Here is a 17630-nt window from a genome sequence, read left to right as displayed (position 1 = left end):
CGCCACAGATCGGCGTGTCCCAAACAAGACGACCATCCCAGGATTCCGTGGTCGTTGTGATCGCAAACCCCCGCTCCCACCCCAGCTTGTGGTAGTGCTGACCCTACCCCGGTAAATGTGAGAATTCAGGGGTGATCACAAGATAGCCACCGGAGCAACCCCTCTTCAGCCCCTTCATCCCCCTTGCCTTCTTCGGACCCGCTAGGTCGGGCTCCCGGCTGCTGGCAGGATGGTCGCCCATGGCATCGGGGACATACTGGACGATCAGAACGGCGGCGGCGACGGCTCTGGCGGTGAGCGCCGGGTGTGCCACCGGCCTCGACGGTGGAGGCGACGACGGTGCCACCCCCGCGCCGGGCGCCTCCCGAGCCTCGAAGCCCTCCTCAGGAGAGCAGGCGGCGAGACCGACAGGGCCTCCCGGGGTGAGGCCCAGGCCGGGTGAGGTGGGCAGAATCCCCCGCCCCGGCGACGGCCTGCCTCCGGTGATCAGCTCCATTCCCACCAAAAGGAAGGTCGTCTTCCTCACCATCGACGACGGCTGGGAGCAGGACCCCGGTTTCGTGGCACGGATCCGCGACCAGCGGATTCCCGTGGCGGCCTTCGTCACCCGCGACGCCGTGGAGGCGAAGGGCGCGGCCGACCCGACCGCACAGGGCGGCAGATACCTCGGTGCGGGCAAGTGGGGGTACGTGCGCGACCTGCGCGACGCGGGGGCGACGATCGAGAACCACACGCTGACCCACCCGAACCTGCCGGCGCTCGGTTACGAGGGCCAGAAGGCCGAGATCTGCGGCGTCTCCAAGCTGATCCGCAGGCACACCGGCACCACGCCCACCCTGTTCCGCCCACCGTTCGGCAACCACAACACCCTCACCCGCAGGGCCGCCAAGGCCTGTGGCATCGACGCGCTCCTGCTCTGGACCGCGACCGTGCAACCGGGCGGGAAGATCGCCTACCAGGTGCCCGACAAGAAGCTCCGCCCCGGAGACATCCTGCTGCTGCACTTCCGTCCGAACCTCGCCCGCGACTTCGGGATCCTCGTCGCGAAGATCAAGCGCCGGGGTTTCGAGATCGGCAACCTCGACGCGTATCTGGAGGCCGCGACCCGCTGAGCGATCTCCGGCGCACAGCGGGAAGCCGCGACCCGCCGAGTGATCTCGGCCGCGTACCGGAAGGCGGGTCCGCCGCCCGGCGTAACCCTCCAAGCGATCTCGGCCGCGTACCGGAAGGCGGGTCCGCCGCCCGGCGTACCCGGAAATCCCCCCGGAGACGGACGTCCCGGAGGGGGCGCCCGGCCCATCATTGAGCCACGCCCCGAGGGGAAGCGGGCGCGGGGATCGCCGGGCCCGGCGGAACACATGTCCTCCGCGCGAGGGGCGCCCGAGAGGCGATTCTCGGGGGCGCGAGGAAAATCCGGCGTCGCGAGCCGACAGAGACGATCTTGGTTCGACGGAGAAGTGCGGTCTCCCACCGGGCCGTGTGACAAAGATCGCAGCGGCTCGCGGCGCCCCTCGCTCCCGTTGCTCTACAAGTCGTAGTACTACTAGTAGTAGAACTACGAGTCGTAGAGCTCCTGGCCCGTGAAGGGAACGCAAGGGGAAGATGGACGCACTAGACCTGGCCCGGTGGCAGTTCGGGGTGACCACCGTGTACCACTTTCTGTTCGTACCCCTCACGATCGGTCTCGGCGTCTTCGTGGCCGGCCTGCAGACCGCCTGGCACCGGACGGGCAAGGAGCACTACCTGCGGCTCACGAAGTTCTTCGGGAAGCTCTTCCTGATCAACTTCGCGATGGGCGTGGTGACCGGCATCGTGCAGGAGTTCCAGTTCGGCATGAACTGGAGCGAGTACTCGATCTTCGTGGGCGACGTCTTCGGCGCGCCGCTCGCCCTGGAGGCACTGCTCGCGTTCTTCCTGGAGTCGACCTTCATCGGCCTGTGGATCTTCGGCTGGGACAGGCTCCCAAAACGCGTCCACCTCGCCACCATCTGGGCCGCGGTCATCGGATCCAACCTGTCGGCGTACTTCATCCTCGCCGCCAACGCCTGGATGAAGCACCCGGTCGGGTACGAGGTGGTCGACGGCAAGGCCAGGATGACGGACCTGTGGGCGGTGCTCACCAACTCCGCGGCGCTCGCCCAGGTGCCCCACGTGATCGCCGGGGCCTTCGTCGTGGCGGGTGGCTTCGTGCTCGCGATCTGCGGCTACCACCTTCTGCGCGAGCGCCGCACCGGTGACGGTGTGCTCCCGGGTGCCGGCGTGGCCTCGGCGACGGCGCCGCGGGGCGGCCCGAGCATCTGGCGGACCCCGATGCGGGCCGCGCTGCTGATGACGGCGATCGCCGGGGCCCTCGTCGCGGGCAGCGGCGACATGTCGGCCAAGCTGCTGTACGAGCAGCAGCCCATGAAACTCGCCGCCGCGGAAGGACTGCGGCACGACACCGCCGGCGCGGCGTTCTCGCCCGTCCCCGGGCTCGAGGTGCCCATGCTGCTCAGCTTCCTGTCCACCGGCGACCCGAACGCCGTGGTCCAGGGCACCGAGGACCTGCAGGCGCGGTACGAGGAGCGGTTCGGCCCCGGTGACTACCGGCCCAACCTGCCGGTGGTCTTCTGGTCCTTCCGCGTGATGATCGTCTTCGGCCTGTCCACGGTGGCCCTTTCGGTGCTCGGTCTCTGGCTCACCCGCCGCAGGCGACGCGGCGCCCTCGTCACCCCCCTCGCCCTCCGGGAGATCCCCACCTGGTTCGCCCGGTTCTGTGTGCTCGCGTTGCCGCTGCCGACCATCGCGATGATCGCCGGTTGGCTGCTCAGCGAGATCGGCCGTCAGCCGTGGACCGTCCAGGGCGAACTGCTCACGGCCGCGAGCGTCTCGCCGGGCGTCAGCCTGGCCGAGGTGGCCGTCTCGCTCGCGGTCTTCACGGCGCTGTACGGCGCGCTCGCGCTGGCCGAGGCGGTACTGCTCACGCGCCATGTCAAGGCGGGTCCCGCCCCCGCCGCCCCCGCCGCTCCCCTCACGCCGCCGCCCTCCCGCGACGACGAGGACGCGGACGCCCGGCTCCAGCCGACCCTCATGTACTGAAGGCGACGACCATGGAACTCACCACCTTCTGGTTCGCGGTCATCGCGTTCCTGTGGACCGGCTACTTCGTGCTGGAGGGCTTCGACTTCGGCGTGGGCATGCTGGTACCCGCGCTGGCGAGGAACGAGGCCGAACGCAAGCAGGTCCTGGGCACGATCGGCCCGGTCTGGGACGGCAACGAGGTCTGGCTGATCACCGCGGTCGGCGCCATGTTCGCCGCCTTCCCCGCCTGGTACGCCGGACTGCTCAGCGAGTTCTACCTGCCGATCGTGCTGGTCCTCGTCGGGCTGATCGTGCGCGGCGTCGGCCTGGAGTGGCGGGGCAAGGTCCATCACGCCTCCGACCGCGTCTGGTGCGACCTGGGCGTGCTCGTCGGCAGCGCCCTGCCCGCGTTCCTGTGGGGCGCGGTCTTCGCCGATCTGCTGCGGAGCAGCGCGGCGGCCGCCCTCGTCGGCGGGGTGTTCTCGCTCTCGGTGTGCGTGCTGCACGGGGCGGTGTTCGTCGCGCTCAAGACCACGGGACCGGTGCGCTCCCGTGCCCGGCGCGCCGCCCTGATCGCCTCAGTGGTGGCACTGCCCGCCGCGGTGGCGGCACTGTCGAACATTCCCGTCGCGACCACGGCGATCGGCGCGTGGTCGGCGGCCCCGTGGCTGTGGGCGGGCTCGCTCGCCGCGATGGCGGCCCTCGCCGCCGGGATCGCGCTCACCTGGCGCGGCCGGGACGGCTGGGCCTTCGCCGCCACGGCCTCGTCCATCGCGCTGGCCGGCGCCGCCCTGTTCGGCGCCCTGTGGCCCGCCCCGTTCCCCGGCCTCACCGTCGCCGAGGCCGCCTCAGGCCCGTACACGCTGGGCGTGCTGACCTGGATCGGCCTCATCGCGCTGCCGTTCGTGCTCGGCTACCAGGCCTGGTCGTACTGGGTCTTCCGCAAGCGCCTGGTCGCCGAGGTCTCCTGAGAACACCGGCCACCTCATCCGGTCATCTCGACCGGCCGTCTCAGTGCGAGCCGAGCCGGGCGAGCGGCTCGACGAGTTCCCTCTCCTCATAGGACAGGTGCGACAGGAGCGTGTCGGTCAGCAGGTCCATCGCGTCCCGCAGGGCCTTGTGACCGTCAGGTTCGGAGACGAAGGCGACCAGCGCCCGGTCGATGCCTTCGAGGACCTCGTGGATGACGTGGTGTTCCTGCTCCAGACGGTCGACGACGGGCACCAGCCTGGGGTCCGCGCGGCGCAGATGGGGAAAGAGGCTCTGGTCCTCGATGGTGTGGTGGGTCGTGACGACCCGGCAGTAGGACTCGCAGTACGCGCCGACCGTCCAGTTGTTCTGGCGCATCGTCATCGTGTTGATGTGGGAGCGCGCGATGCCGGGATCCATGGCTCCGGAGGTGACCTCCTCGACGAGCCGCCGTACCTCGGCGAGTTCCTGGCGGAGGTGGTCGTGGACGTCGACGAGATGGCGTCCTGCCGCCTGCTCCCTGGGGGTGTAGGTGCGGGCCGGGTCGGGAGCGGGACCGGTGGGCCGGGTGGTCTCGTCCCAGACCCGGGCGTCGGAGAGCCGGGTGCCGTCGTCCGGGGTCGGCGTGACCCCCAGGGCGGGAGGGACCCCGCCCCCGGGAACGGTGACGGGCGCGGGGTGGGCGGGGGCGTCCGGTGACACGCTCCGCGCGCCCGCCGCACTCACCCCGATGGACTGATCCGCGCCGGTGGACGTGCGCGAACCGGCACGCTCGGCGTCCACGAGTTCGCGTACGGCGGGGACGACCTCGGCGGCGAAACGCCGGATGTCGTCGGGGTCGTCGCTCGCGAGGATGTAGGCGCTCATCCCCTGGTCCAGGGTGAGCTCGGCGAGCTGCTCGGCCCACACGTCCGCGGGCCCCTGGAGGAAGGCGCGGCCGGAGCCGGTGAAGGTGCCGCCGATGTTGTACAGGCGCCGGATGTCGGCGGGTGAGCGGCCCGCGCCGAGAGCGGCCTCGTCGATGATCGCGTTCATCGCCGGGAGTGCGTCCAGGCCGGCGTAGGCGTGGCTGGGCAGCCAGCCGTCCGCGAGCCTGCCGGTCATGTCGAGCATGCGCCTCTTGTAGGCCCCCAGCCAGATGCCGACGTCGTGGACGGGGGCCGGACCGGGGTGTGCCCCCCGGACGCGGTGGTGGCCGCCGTCCACCCGCACGGCTCTGCCCCCTGCCTCCCACATGGCCCGGATGACCTCGATGCCCTCCTCAAGCGCGTCGACCCCCTGGGCCGCGGTCAGCCGCGGGCCACCGAGGGCGGCGATACCGTCCCAGAAGGCACCCGCTCCCAGCCCGAGCTCGACGCGGCCGCCGCTGAGGATGTCCAGGGTCGCGACGCTGCGGGCGAGCACCGCGGGCGGGCGCAGGGGCAGGTTCGCCACGTTCGGCGACACTCGCAGCGTCGAGGTGCCGGCCGCGATGACCGAGAGCAGGGTCCACGTGTCGAGGAAACGTGCCTGGTACGGATGGTCCTGCACGGTCACCAGGTCCAGACCTGCCTGCTCGGTGAGCCTGGCGAGCGCGACGACCCTCTCGGCCTGGTCGGCCACCGGTGTCAGGAATGTCCCGAACAACAACTCGTGCCGGTAGTCGGCCATGTCTCTCCTCGGTGCGTCATCTCGGATGCGCGACACGCGTCCCTTCCGGACACGCGGCACCGTGATGGTGCGGCAGGACAGATCGTATGTAAAACAGATGAATTGTCAAACAGAAGGTCTCACTAACCGTCGATCCTGGTAACCTCGTGACATGCCCGCGCCCCGACCCACCAGCGCCGAGACCCAGGACGCCCTGGACGGCGATTTGGGCTGGACCCTCGGAGTCGTCTTCCGCGCCTACGTCAGGACCGCGAACGCGCTGGTCAGCCACCTCCCCGGCGGCCCGCGCGGTTACCAGGTGCTCGCCGCCGCGGCTCAAGGGCTCCCCGGCGGCCAGGGCGCGCTGGCACAGCGGCTCGGCGTCGACAAGACCGTCATGACCTACCTGCTCGACGATCTGGAGAAGGCCGGGCTGGTCGAGCGCCGCCCCGACCCCGCCGACCGGCGCAACAAGCGCGTCGTCGCCACCGAGCGGGGCAGGGCGACCTGGGTCGACACGCAGGCCCGGCTGGAGCACGCCGAAGACCACGTGCTGGAGCCGCTGGACCCCGCCGACCGCTCGGTGTTCCGGGAACTGCTGCGCAGGCTCGCCGCCCGGGCCGACAGCCTCGCCCCGGAGCACAACACCTGCCGGCTCGTCGAGGAGCTCGCCCCGGAAAGCGTCCCCGCGGCCCCCTCCAAGCCACGACGCTCCCCCCGCCGCTGACCACCGGCCGTCGCGAGCAGCCGTGAGACCGCCAGAGGGTCGGTGGGCACGAAGACCCAGGCCCCGAGAGCCCGCCTAACCGGGGGCGCCGAAGATACGGAGAAGCCGTTCCGGCCCGGGGACGCCCCCACCCCCGGCCCGGAACCGCCCCGGACGCGACTCAACCGACGGACAGGATCAGCGTGGAACTGTAGGCGGAAGACGCTCCCGCACCGAATCGCTGGTTGTTCACCACCGCCCCGTAACCGGCGCCGCTGGCCCAGTGGAACGTCATCACCGGCCGGCTTCCGCTGAAGTCGATGTTGCCCACCATCTCGGTGAAGTTACTGCTGCCACCGATCCGCGACGAACCGTTCGCCGCGAAGACCCAGCTGTTTCCCTGCCTCTGGAACCGGCCTCGCAGCGGATAGAGGTCCGTGCGCACGTTGGTGGTGTTGAAGGCGAACGTGCCGTTTCCCGAGAAGACCCACACCGCGTTCCTGACGCGCGAGAGCGCGCTGTTCGCCCAGGCGGACTGCCCCTTCAGCTGCTGGAACCGGGTGACCCTCGCCGTACGGAAGCGGTAGGGGAAGGCGGCACTCACCACCTGCCCGGACACGGTGGGCACGCTCACCCCGGCCTGTCCCGACGTGGACGCCTGCGCGGCAGGAGCCGACACCACGGCCCCGGCGAGCAACACCCCCGCGGCGAGCACCCTCGCCCCCCTTCCCCTACTCCTCCCGATCCCGGTCCCCCTGCTCCGCGTCCCGTCCTCGTCCGCCCTTGCCCGGATTCGACTCCTCGACCCCATGAAATCCATGCCGATCTCCCTCCCGGCATCCTCTCCCCCCTGTCTCCCACCCGGCGGCAGAAGATGCATTCCTGACTACAGAAGTAGCGTAAAGCGAAATCTTCCTTTTCCGAAAGATGGAAGACAATACGATCTGGAGAAGCATCAAGAATCAGGCGGCGGAAGCCCTATCAACCTCGGACCTCTATCCGAGCAGCGCACTATTTGTCGGTATTATAATTAATTTATCTGACTATATTTTTGTCGCTCTAGCGCATCAAGGCAGAGACTCCCGCGCACATCTCCACGAAAGCGGGATTGACCTCAAGAACACTCGAGGTTGAAGACTGACCCCATGGCCACCCTCATGGACATCGGAGTGATCCTGCCCACCGTCGCCGTACAGCGAGAACAGCGGCTCGACCTGGGCACCGCCGCACGACACGCGGAGCAGGTGGGGCTGGACGGCGTCTGGCACGGCGACCATCTCGCCACCGGAACGGCGTCACTGGACTGCGCCGTGGCGCTCGCCGTCGCGGCGGGGGCGACGGCGCGGATCCGGATCGGGGCGAGCGTGTTCGTCCCGGCGATCCGCCCCCTGGCGTGGGCGGCCAAGCAGGTCGCGAGCCTGCAGCACGTCTCCGGCGGACGGCTGGTCCTGGGCGTAGGGTCCGGCGGCGGCCCCGCTCAGTGGGCGGCGGCCGGAGTGCCGTACGAGGAGCGCGGCAGGCGCACCGACACCGCACTGGAGCTGCTCGCGCGGCTACTGGCCGGGGAGACCGTCGCGCTGGTGGACGAGCCGGGAGAGGTACGGCTCGAACCCGCCGTGACGCCCCCGCCGATCTGGGTCGGCAACGCGTCGGCGGTGGCCGTGCGGCGGGCGGCCCGCCACGGGGACGGCTGGTTCCCCTCGATGATCCCCCCGTCGGAGGTGGCCTCGGGCAGGGCCACGCTCGCCGAGCTCGCCGCCTCCCACGGACGCCCGGAGCCGGTCGTCGCCATCGGCGCCACCGGCGTCCTCGGCACCGCACCCGGGCTGCCCACCCTCGATGCCATCGCCTCGCGCATCACCGGATACGGCATTCCCATGGAGAAGGCCGCGCGTCTGCCCCTCACCGGCAAACCCGCACGGGTGGCCGAGCGGCTCGCCGCCTACCGCGAGGCCGGGGCGCGTCACGTGGTCCTGGGATTCGCGGGAGGCGACTGGCGCGAGCAGTGCGACCTCCTGGCCGAGACCCGCACCCTCCTGCCCTGACCCGCGCGACACAGCCTCCCGCCCCACCAGACCACGCCGCCCCTCATCACCGAACGTCGACCTCCTCACCGCCAAAACCCCTGAGAACTCATCCACGGGACAACCCCTCTGGCGCAAGATCAGCAAAAAATCACACGTTGAATCCAAGCAAAGACTCACCGTCACATCCCTGCTCTTCATAGTACGCCTGCATACTATGAACGGAGTTCGCCGTGGCATGGAACCTGGAGTTGACGGAGGAGGTTCGAGAGTGGTTGCACGCGATACGAGCGAGCGATCGCACGACTTCCAGACTGATCGGCCAGGCCGTCCAGACCCTCGTCGAGATCGGCCCCGCCCTCGGAAGGCCACTGGTTGACAAGATCACAGGTTCCACCCTGCGAAACCTGAAAGAACTCCGCCCCGGATCATCGGGTCGGAGCGAGATCAGGATCCTGTTCGCCTTCGATTCCCGTCGCAACGCCGTGCTTCTGGTCGCCGGCGACAAGGCTGGAGAATGGGATACCTGGCACGAAAAGGCGATACCGCTCGCGGAGAGTCTCTTCACCGAATGGACAGAACGGCTGGAAGCTTCACCGAAGGAGCGTGAGCGATGACCACATTCCACCGATGGGATGACGCCAAGCACGAGATCTTCGACGAGGAGGATATCGCCGCGATCGACGAGGGCGCGGCCGAGGCGGTCACCGCTATAAGGCTGACCGCCGTACGCAAACAACTGGGCCTGCGCCAGGTTGACATCGCGGAGCGGATGCACGTGCGACAGGAGAGGATCTCCGCGATCGAACGCGGAGAACTGGGATCAGCGACACTGGGCACCTTGACGGCATACGTCCAGGCGCTTGGAGGGCGACTCGAAGTGGTCGCCACCGTCGATGAGCACCGCTATCGCATCGCCTGACCGGAGAGAAACGCTTCCCGCAGCGAGCTGCCCTCAAGGTCACTCGAGGTCAACGCGTGAGGCCCGCCCATCAGAGTGATCCCACCCGCCGTCGCCACATGCCGAAGCGGCAACTCGACCCGGGCCCCGCCGCACGGCACGCGGCAGGCGGGGCTGCGTGGTCGTCAGCCGGGCTGGCTGTTGTCCTTGAGCGCGCCCCAGCCGTGCCAGTTCACGATCTCGATCCAGGCACTGACCCGGCCGCGGTCCCGCTGCGGATACGGCTGCCCCGTGTACTGGCGGGCCAGCCTGTCGATGTCGGTCAGATCCTTGTCGTCATATATCTCGGCGACGTTCCCGCTGATGCTGACGTGGGTGTACCAGCCGTTCTCGTCGAGCACGGTGAGGGAGACGCGGGGATCGCCGCGCATGTGGTCGAGCCGCCTGCGGCCCTCGTCCATGTTGACCAGGATCCGGCCGTCGTCCCAGAGATACCAGGTGGCCGTGGACACGGGCCACCCGTCGGGCCGAAGCGTGGTGATGACGGCGGGGTTCGGCTTCTTCAACATCGCAACTGCCTCATCGGGAAGCGGCGGCTTCGACATGATCACTCCTCTTCACCTCGGCGTCCCCACGGTGAAGGTGACGCATGCGGTTCACGAGATGTACACCCACGGTGTCACATCCCGAACGGTGATGACCCGGCAACCCTCCGTAAACACCCCTGACGACCCCCGCCGCAACTCACACCCTCCGCCATACAGGCGCACCACCTTGCCGGATCGGCCACCGACAGGGTCGGGCCGGACACCGCGTCAGCCCGCGAGGGGTGGCGGCGAAGGTGAGCGCGTCCACGGGAATGCCCGGTACCACTTCGCGATCAAGGACGAGATCCCGGCGTTCGCGCTCGAACACGCGCGCCGGCCCGCGGATCACCACCACCTCGAGACCGGCCTCACCGCGAGCGCCCGTACGCGCCGCCAGCCCGGCGATCAGGGCGCGGAGAATCCGGCGAAGACCGGCGGCCAGGGCGATTGTCTCGACTACTACGTTCTGCGATACTACGTGAAACGTACTAATTATCAGGAGGTCGCCATGGGTCTGTCCGAGCTGGGCCGGTTCTCCGAACCGGCGTTGCTGGTGCTGATCAGCCTCGCGGACGGTCCGAAGCACGGTTACGCCATGCAGCACGACATCGCCGAGCTGACCGGTGGCCGCCCTGGGCCCGGCACCCTCTACGGCGCCGTACGGCGGCTGGAGGAGCTCGGGCTGATCACACCGCACGAAACCGACGACGCCCGCCGCCGGCCCTACGAGCTCACCTCCCTGGGACGCCGGCAACTGCAGGCGGAGCTGGAACGCCTGCGGACCGTGGCCCACACCGGCCTGCGCCGCCTGGCCACGGCATGACCGCCCGGGAGCGCCGGACCGGCCGGCTGCACGCCCTCGTCCTCCGGCTGTACCCGCACGACCTCCGGCACCGCTACGGGCCCGAGATCCTCGAACTCCTGGAGACCTCGTCCACCCCGATCCGCGACCTGGCCGACGTGGCGCGCTCCGGCGTGCGGGAGCGCGCCACGTCGGCGCTGGCGCGGCACTCGTCCCGGCATTCCTCGCATCAGACCCTGCGGTGGATGACGACCTCGGCGGCCGTGATCGCGGCGGAGGGGGCGCCGCTGGCCCTGTCCGGTACGGTGCCCTGGGCCGTCCCGGTGGTCGGGGCGGCCGTCGGCCTCATGCTCACCCACCGGTGCGCGGCCAAGCTGCGGCCGACCCTCCTCGTGACCTCGGGTTTGCTGTTCATCTACCTGCTGCCGCACCTGTGGGAGTCGGTGAGCGGCGAGGCGGGCCGTGCGCCCGAACTCGTCAGCACGGTCGCGTTCGGCGTCGCCCTCGCCCTGGCCGCCCCGCTGCTGCGTCGCCGGCCCGGCCGCCGGACGACCGTGGTCGTGGGGGCCTTCGCGGTGCTCGCGCTGCCGTCGCTGGCGACCACGCTGCTCGCCGCCCTGGGACACCTCGCCCATCCCTGGCAGTCGTACTGGCTGGTGATGTCCTCGTACGCCCCGCCCGGGGTCGACGGCGCGCTCGTCTACTACCCGGTCCTCTACACCTGCTGCGCCTTCATGCTCCTCGCCTGCCTGGCGCCCCGGAACCGCCCCGTACCCGCCGAGGGGGAACGCCGGACGGCACCCTGCTGACGAAGGACAAGGGGCCCGCGAACCGGGGGCTCTGGCCGCCTGCTCGTCGAAGGCGTAGCGCAGCGGGTTGGACGGAACCGCCACGGTCGCCGGCGGGATCGAGGCGATGGATGCCCGCCACCCGCACCTCCCCGTCGACGATCTCCAGGTCTATACGACGTCCGGGCGTTCGAAGCCGGTCAGCCCAGCAGGCTGAGCAGCCGTTCTGCCTGACGTTCCAGGGTGCCCCGCGGGTTACGCGCGGAGAAGGGGCCGCCGGGACCGAGCAGGCACATCCATGAGAAGGCGGTCGATCTCGCGCGCGACGGGAAGCGATACGCGCCTGGGACCACGGCGTTCGCGCGCCTCGCCTGTATAGAGGCGCTCGCGTCGGCGGCGATGGGAATGAGGACCGACGCCTTGCGCGCGCTCGGCGGCGCCTGGGATCGTCCGGGTTCTCACGACGAGCTCCCGACGACGTCGGCGGTGAGTTCGGATTCGATCTGGCCAAGCACTCCCATCTCGCCGCCAGCACGCATATTCACCTGCGGTGTCCTGGGAACGCGATCGTTCTGGCCGAACAGGCGATCTCGCTTCATCAGTCAGGGCCGCCGCATCTGCGGGCCTATGGAAACGAGGCGATCGCCTGCTCCGATCTCGCCGTGGGACACCTTCTCAACGGTGACCCGGCCGTTGAAGGCGTCCAGCACGCTCGGGGAGAACGACTTTGTCCCCCCGGCGGTGAACATCATCCATACCGGCAGGTGGGCGGTCTCGATGAGGGGCACCTCGGCGGCGTACGGCATCAGGAAGTCCATGAACGAGGCGTTCAGCAGCTGGCCGTCGGAGGTCAGGTCGTAGCGGCGCGGCGGAGGTCGAAGAGGTCCGACGGGGAGATGGGCATCTTGTCGATCCTGATCCCCTCGGCGTCCTCGATCGCCGAGGCGAGCACCGCCGAGACCGGGATGACCCCCGCCTCGCCCGCCCCCTTGATGCCGAGCGGGTTGAGCGGGGAGGGGGTCTCCAGGTGCGCGGTCTCGATGTGGGGCACCTCGGTGGCGTACGGCATGAGGAAGTCCATGAAGGAGGCGTTCAGCAGCTGGCCGTGGCCGTCGTAGATCATCTTCTCGTACAGGGCGCCGCCTACGCCCTGAGCGACCCCGCCGTGGATCTGACCCTCGACGATCATCGGGTTGATCAGCTTGCCGCAGTCGTGGACGACGGCGTAGCGCAGGATGCGGATCTCGGCGGTCAGCGGGTCGGTCTCGACGATGGCGGCGTGCATACCGGAGGCGAAGGTCGAGCGGATCGGCGAGTAGTAGTCGCGGCCCTCCAGCCCCGGCTCCTCCCCGTCGGCCACCGGCGGCCGGTCGTAGGACGCGGCGCCGGCGAACTGGGTGGCCCGCGCCGCCTCCTCGTCGAAGGCGTAGCGCAGCGGGTTGGACAGCACCGCCACGGTCGCCAGCGGGATCGAGGCGCCGGGGGTGCCCGCCACCCGCACCTCCCCGTCGACGATCTCCAGGTCGCGGGGGTCGGCCTCCAGCGCGTCGGCGGCGATCCGCAGGGCCTTCTCCCGCACCTTCCTGCAGGCCAGCGCGATCGCGTTGCCGCTCATCACCGCGGCGCGCGAGGCGAACGTGCCGACCGCGTAGCCGAACCTGCGGGTGTCGCCGGTGACGACCGAGACCCGTTCCATCGGTACGCCCAGCTCGGACGCGGCGATCTGCGCGAACACCGTCTCGTGGCCCTGGCCCTGGGAGGTGAGGCCGGTGGAGACGTGCACCCGGCCGTCGGAGGTGATCTGGACGTGCCCGCCCTCGTACGGGCCGACGCCGGTGCCCTCGACGTAGCAGCCGACGCCGATCCCGATCGTGCGGCCCTCCTCGGCCGCGCGGGCCTTCAACGCCGGGAAGTCGTCCCAGCCGATCAGCTCCTTGAGCATCCGCAGCGACTCGGGGTAGTCGCCGCTGTCGTAGATCAGCGGGCGGCCGTCCTGGAAGATCAGGCCCTGGTCGTAGGGGAACTCGTCGGGCTGGATGAAGTTGGCCGCGCGCACCGCCGTACGGTCGGCCCCCAGATACTCGGCGATGTGGTCCATCGTCCGTTCCATGCAGAAGACCCCCTGGGGGCGGCCCGCCCCGCGGTACGGGGTGACCTGCACGGTGTTGGTGTAGATCGAGGAGAACTCGACCCGGTAGGCGCCGATCCGGTAGGGGCCGAGCAGCTGGGTGGAGGTGATGATCGGCACGATGATCCCGTACGGCGTGTAGGCGCCGTGGTCGTGCAGGATCTCGACGTCCAGGCCGAGTACCCGGCCCTCGTCGTCGAAGCCGACCCGGACCGACTGCACCTGGGCCCGCTCGTGCGCGGAGGAGACGAAGTGCTCGCGCCGGTCCTCGGTCCACTTCACCTCGTGGCCCAGCGTCATCGCCGCCCACGGGACCAGGATCTCCTCCGGCCACGGGTGGACGATCTTCACGCCGAACCCGCCGCCCACGTCGGGGGCGATCACCTCGACCTTCGGCAGCGGCAGGCCGAGCTTGGCGGCGATGGCCATGCGGACGCTGGTGGAGGTCTGGGTGCTGGAGTGGACGCGCAGGGAGCTGTCGTCGGCGTCCCAGCGGGCGTGCACGCCGCGTCCCTCCAGCGGCATGGACGCGCTGCGCTCGATGTCGAGCCGGAAGGAGAGCGTGTGCGGCGCGGCGTCGATCGCCTCGCGCGCGCCGAGCCCGGCGTCCGAGGGCACCTCCTGGACCAGGTGCGCGCCGACGTTGCCCGGCACATCCTCGTGGACGAGCTGGGCGGACTGCGCGGCCTCCTCCACGCCGACCACCGGCTTGAGGATCTCGTAGTCGACCTGGATGAGCGCGCAGGCGTCCTCTGCGAGGTAGCGGTCGCGGGCGACGACCATCACGACGGGCTCGCCGACGTGCCTGACGATCTCGCGGGCGAGCGGGTACGCGGTGCGGCCGTGGGTGAGCGCCGGGTGCGGGATGAGCAGCGGCAGCGGCTGGGCGAGCGCGCCCGGCAGATCCTCCCAGGTGTAGATCGCCACCAGTCCCTCGACCTCGATGGCGGCCGAGACGTCGATGTCGCGGATCCTGGCGTGGGCGTGCGGGGAGCGGACGAACGCCGCCTCCAGCGCCCCGGCTCCCAGGTCGTCCAGGTACAGGCCCCTGCCGGTGAGCAGCCGGGGGTCCTCGCGCCGGATGACCGGTTCGCCGAACAGTCTCGTGGTCACGGCTCCTCCGCCATGATCTCGGCCGCGCGGTGGACGGACTTGACGATGTTCTGGTAGCCCGTGCACCGGCACAGGTTGCCGGAGATGCCCTCCAGCACCTCCTCGTCGGTCGGCGCCGGGTTGTCGCGCAGCAGCGCGGTCACCGTGCACAGGAAGCCGGGGGTGCAGAAGCCGCACTGCAGGCCGTGACACTCGGCGAAGGCCCGCTGCACCGGCGAGAGCGTGCCATCCTCGTCGGCGAGTCCTTCGACGGTGGTGATGTCGCGCCCGTCCACGGTGACCGCGAACGTCAGGCAGGAGCGGACGGGCTCGCCGTCCAGCAACACCGTGCAGCACCCGCAGACGCCGTGCTCGCACCCGACGTGCGTACCGGTCAGGCCGAGGTCGTGCCGCAGGCAGTCCGACAGCAGCCGCCGCGCGGGGACCTCGGCCTGCCGGAGCACCCCGTTGACGGTCAGCGTGATCTCATGCATCCGCGGCCTCCCTGGCGGCGTCACGGAGTGCCTGCTCGGTGAGCACTCCGGCGAGGTGCCGCCGGTAGGCGGCGGTCGCGTGGATGTCGGCCTCGGGGTCGACCCGGTCCCGTACGACGCGGGCCGCCGAGGCCCAGTCGGCCGAGGCGGCCGGGCGGTGACCGACGGCCTCGGAGACGTCGACGAGCAGCGGCACGGGGCCCAGGCTCACGCACGCCACCGTCGCCGAGGTGATCCTCAGGTCGTCGTCCAGGACGACGAGCGCCGCGATCCCGGCCAGGGCGTAGTCGCCGTGCCTGCGGGCGACCTCGCGGAACGCGGTGCCCGAGCGCGGGGGCGGCGCGGGGAAGAACGCGGAGACGGCCAGCTCGCCGGGGGCGACCGCCGACTCCAGCGGGCCGGTGAAGAAGTCGGCGGCGGGGACGTCCCTGACGGCGCAGGGCCGCGCCAGGCGTACCGAGCCCCGCAGCAGGGCGAGGACGGCGGGCAGTTCGGCGGCGGGGTCGGCGTGGGCCAGGCTGCCGACCACGGTTCCCCGGTTGCGGATCACCGGGTGGGCCACCAGCCGGAGCGCCTTGCCCAGCAGCGGCTGGGCGGCGGCGGCCGATCCGTCGCGTTCCACCTGGGCGTGCCTGGCGAGGGCTCCGACGCGGACGCCCTCCGGTGTGACGTCGACGAACGCCAGCTCCCGCAGCCGGTTGATGTCGACCAGGTGGGCGGGGGCGGCGAGCCGCATGTTCAGCATCGGGATCAGGCTCTGCCCCCCGGCGAGCACCTTGCCGTGCTCCCCGGCCTCGGCGAGGGCGTCGAGCGCCTCGCCGAGGGAGCGGGGAGCGTGGTATTCGAACGGGGGTGGCTTCACCCGGTGGCCTCTCGTTGCGGCTCCGACACCTGCGGACCGGCACCGCCGCCGCTGCCGCCCCGCCCGGCGATGACCCGGAGCAGGTGGTAGCCGGCCACCACCACGATGGTGCCGAGGGCGATGCCCTCCAGCGTGAAGTCCGAGCTGATCATATGCTTGACCGGGCCGATGGCGAGGATGATCCCCGCCCCGATCGGGACGAGGTTGACGGGGTCGGCGAAGTCGACCCGGTTCTCGATCCAGATCTTCGCGCCGAGCAGGCCGATCATGCCGTACAGGATGACGGTGATGCCACCGAGCACGCCGCCCGGCGTGGCCGCGACCAGCGCGCCGAACTTCGGGCAGAGGCCGAACAGGATCGCGATGACGGCGGCGATGTAGTAGGCGGCCGTCGAGTAGACGCGAGTGGCGGCCATGACGCCGATGTTCTCGGCGTAGGTGGTGGTCGGGGAGCCGCCGAAGGTGCTGGCGACGACGGTGGCGGCGCCGTCGGCGGCGACCGCCCGGCCCATGTAGGGGTCGACGTCGGTCTTGGTCATCTCGCCGACGGCCTTGACGTGGCCGACGTTCTCGGCGACCAGCGCGATCACCGCCGGAAGGACGAGCAGCACGGCGGAGAACCTGAAGTCGGGGAAGTGCATGCTCGGCAGGCCGATCCAGTCGGCCGCCGCCACGCCTTCGAAGCTCACCCTGGGGTGCGTGTCGACCGCGCCGGTGCCCGCGTTGAAGGCGGTGATGTTCCCGAAGACCTTGTCGGCCAGCCAGGAGAGCGCGAAGCCGATGATCAGACCGAGCAGGATGGCGATCCTGCCGATGAAGCCCTTGAAGAGCACGATGATGACGAAGGTGACGGTCATCGTGATCAGGGCGATCCACTGGTCCTGCGGCCAGTAGATGTCGGCGACGACGTACGCCAGGCCGAAGCCGATCAGCATGACGACGGCGCCGGTGACGACCGGCGGGAAGACACGGTTGATGATCTGTACGCCGAGGAAGTGGATGGCCACGCCCACGAGCGCGAGGACGAGTCCGGCGACGAGGATGGCACCGGTGACGATCGCGTCGGTGGCGGGGGTGTCACCGCCCATGAGCGCCCGGATCGCGAGCACGCCGCCCACGAAAGACGCGCTGGTCCCGAGGTAGCTGGGGACCTTCCCCTTCACGATGAGCAGGAACATGATCGTTCCGACGCCCGAGAACATGATGGCGACGTTAGGGTCGAGTCCCATCACCAGGGGGAAGACGAAGGTCGCGCCGAACATCGCGACGACGTGCTGCGCCCCGAATCCGACCATCCGCGGCCATGACAGCCGCTCGTCGGGTTTGACCACCTCTCCTGGAGCGAGCGTCCTGCCGTCGCCGTGTTTCGTCCAACCTGCAACCATCGAGCCCCACCTTTCACCGGGCCGTCGGTCGGTGAACCACCCCGCGGGCTTCCCTCCGGCGAATCCCCTTACAGCTGTTGCGGGCACGTTAGGACCGAAAGCATGCCCTTACACCGTCATGATCTGCCAAATCTGCGGGGCGTACCAGTGGACAGCTCGCACACCGCGCACCTGCCGCCCCGGTGAGAGCCGCCCGCGGACCG

Annotated in this window: 17 protein-coding genes; 9 read left to right on the top strand and 8 right to left on the bottom strand. The window is 70.1% G+C overall.

All coding sequences use genetic code 11. The annotated features are described in order from the left end of the window. The first annotated feature begins 239 nt into the window (after nucleotides 1–239). From ACIBH4_RS01235 to cydB, 3 genes are all read left to right on the top strand, one after another. A complete protein-coding gene (locus ACIBH4_RS01235; RefSeq protein ID WP_362508526.1) occupies nucleotides 240–1112 on the top strand; it encodes a polysaccharide deacetylase family protein in 873 nt (290 codons plus the stop codon). 490 nt (nucleotides 1113–1602) lie between these two features. Beyond that, on the top strand, nucleotides 1603–3078 hold the full coding sequence (locus ACIBH4_RS01230; RefSeq protein ID WP_362766127.1) for a cytochrome ubiquinol oxidase subunit I: 1476 nt from the start codon (nucleotides 1603–1605) through the stop codon (nucleotides 3076–3078). An 11-nt stretch (nucleotides 3079–3089) separates the two neighbouring features. Continuing rightward, nucleotides 3090–4031, top strand: coding sequence for a cytochrome d ubiquinol oxidase subunit II (gene cydB, locus ACIBH4_RS01225; RefSeq protein WP_362508531.1), 942 nt, complete (start codon nucleotides 3090–3092; stop codon nucleotides 4029–4031). 40 nt (nucleotides 4032–4071) lie between these two features. On the opposite strand, the gene ACIBH4_RS01220 is transcribed toward cydB, so the two are convergent. Then, nucleotides 4072–5679 carry an LLM class flavin-dependent oxidoreductase gene (locus ACIBH4_RS01220; RefSeq protein ID WP_362766130.1) on the bottom strand — a complete coding sequence of 536 codons (1608 nt, stop codon included), beginning with the start codon at nucleotides 5677–5679 and terminating at the stop codon, nucleotides 4072–4074. A gap of 151 nt (nucleotides 5680–5830) precedes the next feature. Here ACIBH4_RS01220 and ACIBH4_RS01215 point away from each other — a divergent pair, with 151 nt between their 5' ends. Then, nucleotides 5831–6385, top strand: coding sequence for a MarR family winged helix-turn-helix transcriptional regulator (locus tag ACIBH4_RS01215; RefSeq protein WP_362766133.1), 555 nt, complete (start codon nucleotides 5831–5833; stop codon nucleotides 6383–6385). Between the two features lie 160 nt (nucleotides 6386–6545). Here the strand turns inward: ACIBH4_RS01215 and ACIBH4_RS01210 are convergent, their stop codons facing one another. Further along, nucleotides 6546–7079 (bottom strand): hypothetical protein, encoded by a 534-nt coding sequence (locus ACIBH4_RS01210; RefSeq protein WP_362508540.1) that lies wholly within the window; start codon nucleotides 7077–7079, stop codon nucleotides 6546–6548. 430 nt (nucleotides 7080–7509) lie between these two features. On the opposite strand from ACIBH4_RS01210, the gene ACIBH4_RS01205 reads away from it, so the two are divergent. The 3 genes from ACIBH4_RS01205 to ACIBH4_RS01195 all read left to right on the top strand — a co-directional run bounded on the left by ACIBH4_RS01205 (nucleotide 7510) and on the right by ACIBH4_RS01195 (nucleotide 9310). Continuing rightward, nucleotides 7510–8409, top strand: a complete 900-nt coding sequence (locus tag ACIBH4_RS01205; protein ID WP_362766136.1) for an LLM class flavin-dependent oxidoreductase — start codon at nucleotides 7510–7512, stop codon at nucleotides 8407–8409. 212 nt (nucleotides 8410–8621) lie between these two features. Beyond that, on the top strand, nucleotides 8622–9005 hold the full coding sequence (locus tag ACIBH4_RS01200) for a type II toxin-antitoxin system RelE/ParE family toxin (protein WP_362508546.1): 384 nt from the start codon (nucleotides 8622–8624) through the stop codon (nucleotides 9003–9005). Beyond that, the gene (locus tag ACIBH4_RS01195; protein ID WP_362508549.1) at nucleotides 9002–9310 is read left to right on the top strand and encodes a helix-turn-helix domain-containing protein; all 309 of its coding nucleotides are present in this window, start codon (nucleotides 9002–9004) and stop codon (nucleotides 9308–9310) included. Before ACIBH4_RS01200 ends, ACIBH4_RS01195 begins: the two co-directional genes overlap by 4 nt. A gap of 164 nt (nucleotides 9311–9474) precedes the next feature. On the opposite strand, the gene ACIBH4_RS01190 is transcribed toward ACIBH4_RS01195, so the two are convergent. Then, nucleotides 9475–9894, bottom strand: a complete 420-nt coding sequence (locus ACIBH4_RS01190) for a PPOX class F420-dependent oxidoreductase (protein WP_362766139.1) — start codon at nucleotides 9892–9894, stop codon at nucleotides 9475–9477. 169 nt (nucleotides 9895–10063) lie between these two features. Here ACIBH4_RS01190 and ACIBH4_RS01185 point away from each other — a divergent pair, with 169 nt between their 5' ends. After that, nucleotides 10064–10699 (top strand): PadR family transcriptional regulator, encoded by a 636-nt coding sequence (locus ACIBH4_RS01185; RefSeq protein ID WP_362766142.1) that lies wholly within the window; start codon nucleotides 10064–10066, stop codon nucleotides 10697–10699. After that, nucleotides 10696–11487, top strand: coding sequence for a hypothetical protein (locus ACIBH4_RS01180; protein WP_362766145.1), 792 nt, complete (start codon nucleotides 10696–10698; stop codon nucleotides 11485–11487). Before ACIBH4_RS01185 ends, ACIBH4_RS01180 begins: the two co-directional genes overlap by 4 nt. A 581-nt stretch (nucleotides 11488–12068) precedes the next feature. Here ACIBH4_RS01180 and ACIBH4_RS01175 read toward each other — a convergent pair. The 5 genes from ACIBH4_RS01175 to ACIBH4_RS01155 are packed head-to-tail and all read right to left on the bottom strand — an operon-like array spanning nucleotide 12069 to nucleotide 17427. Next, a complete protein-coding gene (locus ACIBH4_RS01175; RefSeq protein WP_362766148.1) occupies nucleotides 12069–12284 on the bottom strand; it encodes a hypothetical protein in 216 nt (71 codons plus the stop codon). A gap of 32 nt (nucleotides 12285–12316) precedes the next feature. Then, on the bottom strand, nucleotides 12317–14707 hold the full coding sequence (gene cutA, locus ACIBH4_RS01170) for an aerobic carbon-monoxide dehydrogenase large subunit (protein ID WP_362508600.1): 2391 nt from the start codon (nucleotides 14705–14707) through the stop codon (nucleotides 12317–12319). Then, nucleotides 14704–15180, bottom strand: a complete 477-nt coding sequence (locus ACIBH4_RS01165) for a (2Fe-2S)-binding protein (RefSeq protein ID WP_362508603.1) — start codon at nucleotides 15178–15180, stop codon at nucleotides 14704–14706. The genes cutA and ACIBH4_RS01165 overlap by 4 nt, the downstream gene beginning before the upstream one ends. Further along, nucleotides 15173–16042: an FAD binding domain-containing protein gene (locus tag ACIBH4_RS01160; protein ID WP_362766151.1), complete on the bottom strand. Its 870-nt coding sequence runs from the start codon at nucleotides 16040–16042 to the stop codon at nucleotides 15173–15175. The genes ACIBH4_RS01165 and ACIBH4_RS01160 overlap by 8 nt, the downstream gene beginning before the upstream one ends. Beyond that, nucleotides 16039–17427, bottom strand: a complete 1389-nt coding sequence (locus ACIBH4_RS01155; protein ID WP_362508608.1) for a solute carrier family 23 protein — start codon at nucleotides 17425–17427, stop codon at nucleotides 16039–16041. The genes ACIBH4_RS01160 and ACIBH4_RS01155 overlap by 4 nt, the downstream gene beginning before the upstream one ends. Nucleotides 17428–17630 lie beyond the last annotated feature (203 nt).

The organism is Streptosporangium sp. NPDC050284 (assembly GCF_044459525.1).
In the GTDB taxonomy this organism is placed as follows: Bacteria; Actinomycetota; Actinomycetes; order Streptosporangiales; family Streptosporangiaceae; genus Streptosporangium.
This window is presented reverse-complemented; position numbering and strand designations above follow the sequence as displayed.

Bases quoted from the DNA above. Each gene is read 5' to 3' on its own strand.
- ACIBH4_RS01215 (WP_362766133.1), top strand. From the start codon at position 5,831: ATGCCCGCGCCCCGACCCACCAGCGCCGAGACCCAGGACGCCCTGGAC.
- ACIBH4_RS01195 (WP_362508549.1), top strand. From the start codon at position 9,002: ATGACCACATTCCACCGATGGGATGACGCCAAGCACGAGATCTTCGAC.
- ACIBH4_RS01220 (WP_362766130.1), bottom strand. From the start codon at position 5,679: ATGGCCGACTACCGGCACGAGTTGTTGTTCGGGACATTCCTGACACCG.
- ACIBH4_RS01205 (WP_362766136.1), top strand. From the start codon at position 7,510: ATGGCCACCCTCATGGACATCGGAGTGATCCTGCCCACCGTCGCCGTA.
- ACIBH4_RS01180 (WP_362766145.1), top strand. From the start codon at position 10,696: ATGACCGCCCGGGAGCGCCGGACCGGCCGGCTGCACGCCCTCGTCCTC.
- ACIBH4_RS01190 (WP_362766139.1), bottom strand. From the start codon at position 9,894: ATGTCGAAGCCGCCGCTTCCCGATGAGGCAGTTGCGATGTTGAAGAAG.
- ACIBH4_RS01230 (WP_362766127.1), top strand. From the start codon at position 1,603: ATGGACGCACTAGACCTGGCCCGGTGGCAGTTCGGGGTGACCACCGTG.
- cydB (WP_362508531.1), top strand. From the start codon at position 3,090: ATGGAACTCACCACCTTCTGGTTCGCGGTCATCGCGTTCCTGTGGACC.
- ACIBH4_RS01165 (WP_362508603.1), bottom strand. From the start codon at position 15,180: ATGCATGAGATCACGCTGACCGTCAACGGGGTGCTCCGGCAGGCCGAG.
- ACIBH4_RS01175 (WP_362766148.1), bottom strand. From the start codon at position 12,284: ATGGACTTCCTGATGCCGTACGCCGCCGAGGTGCCCCTCATCGAGACC.
- ACIBH4_RS01235 (WP_362508526.1), top strand. From the start codon at position 240: ATGGCATCGGGGACATACTGGACGATCAGAACGGCGGCGGCGACGGCT.
- ACIBH4_RS01155 (WP_362508608.1), bottom strand. From the start codon at position 17,427: ATGGTTGCAGGTTGGACGAAACACGGCGACGGCAGGACGCTCGCTCCA.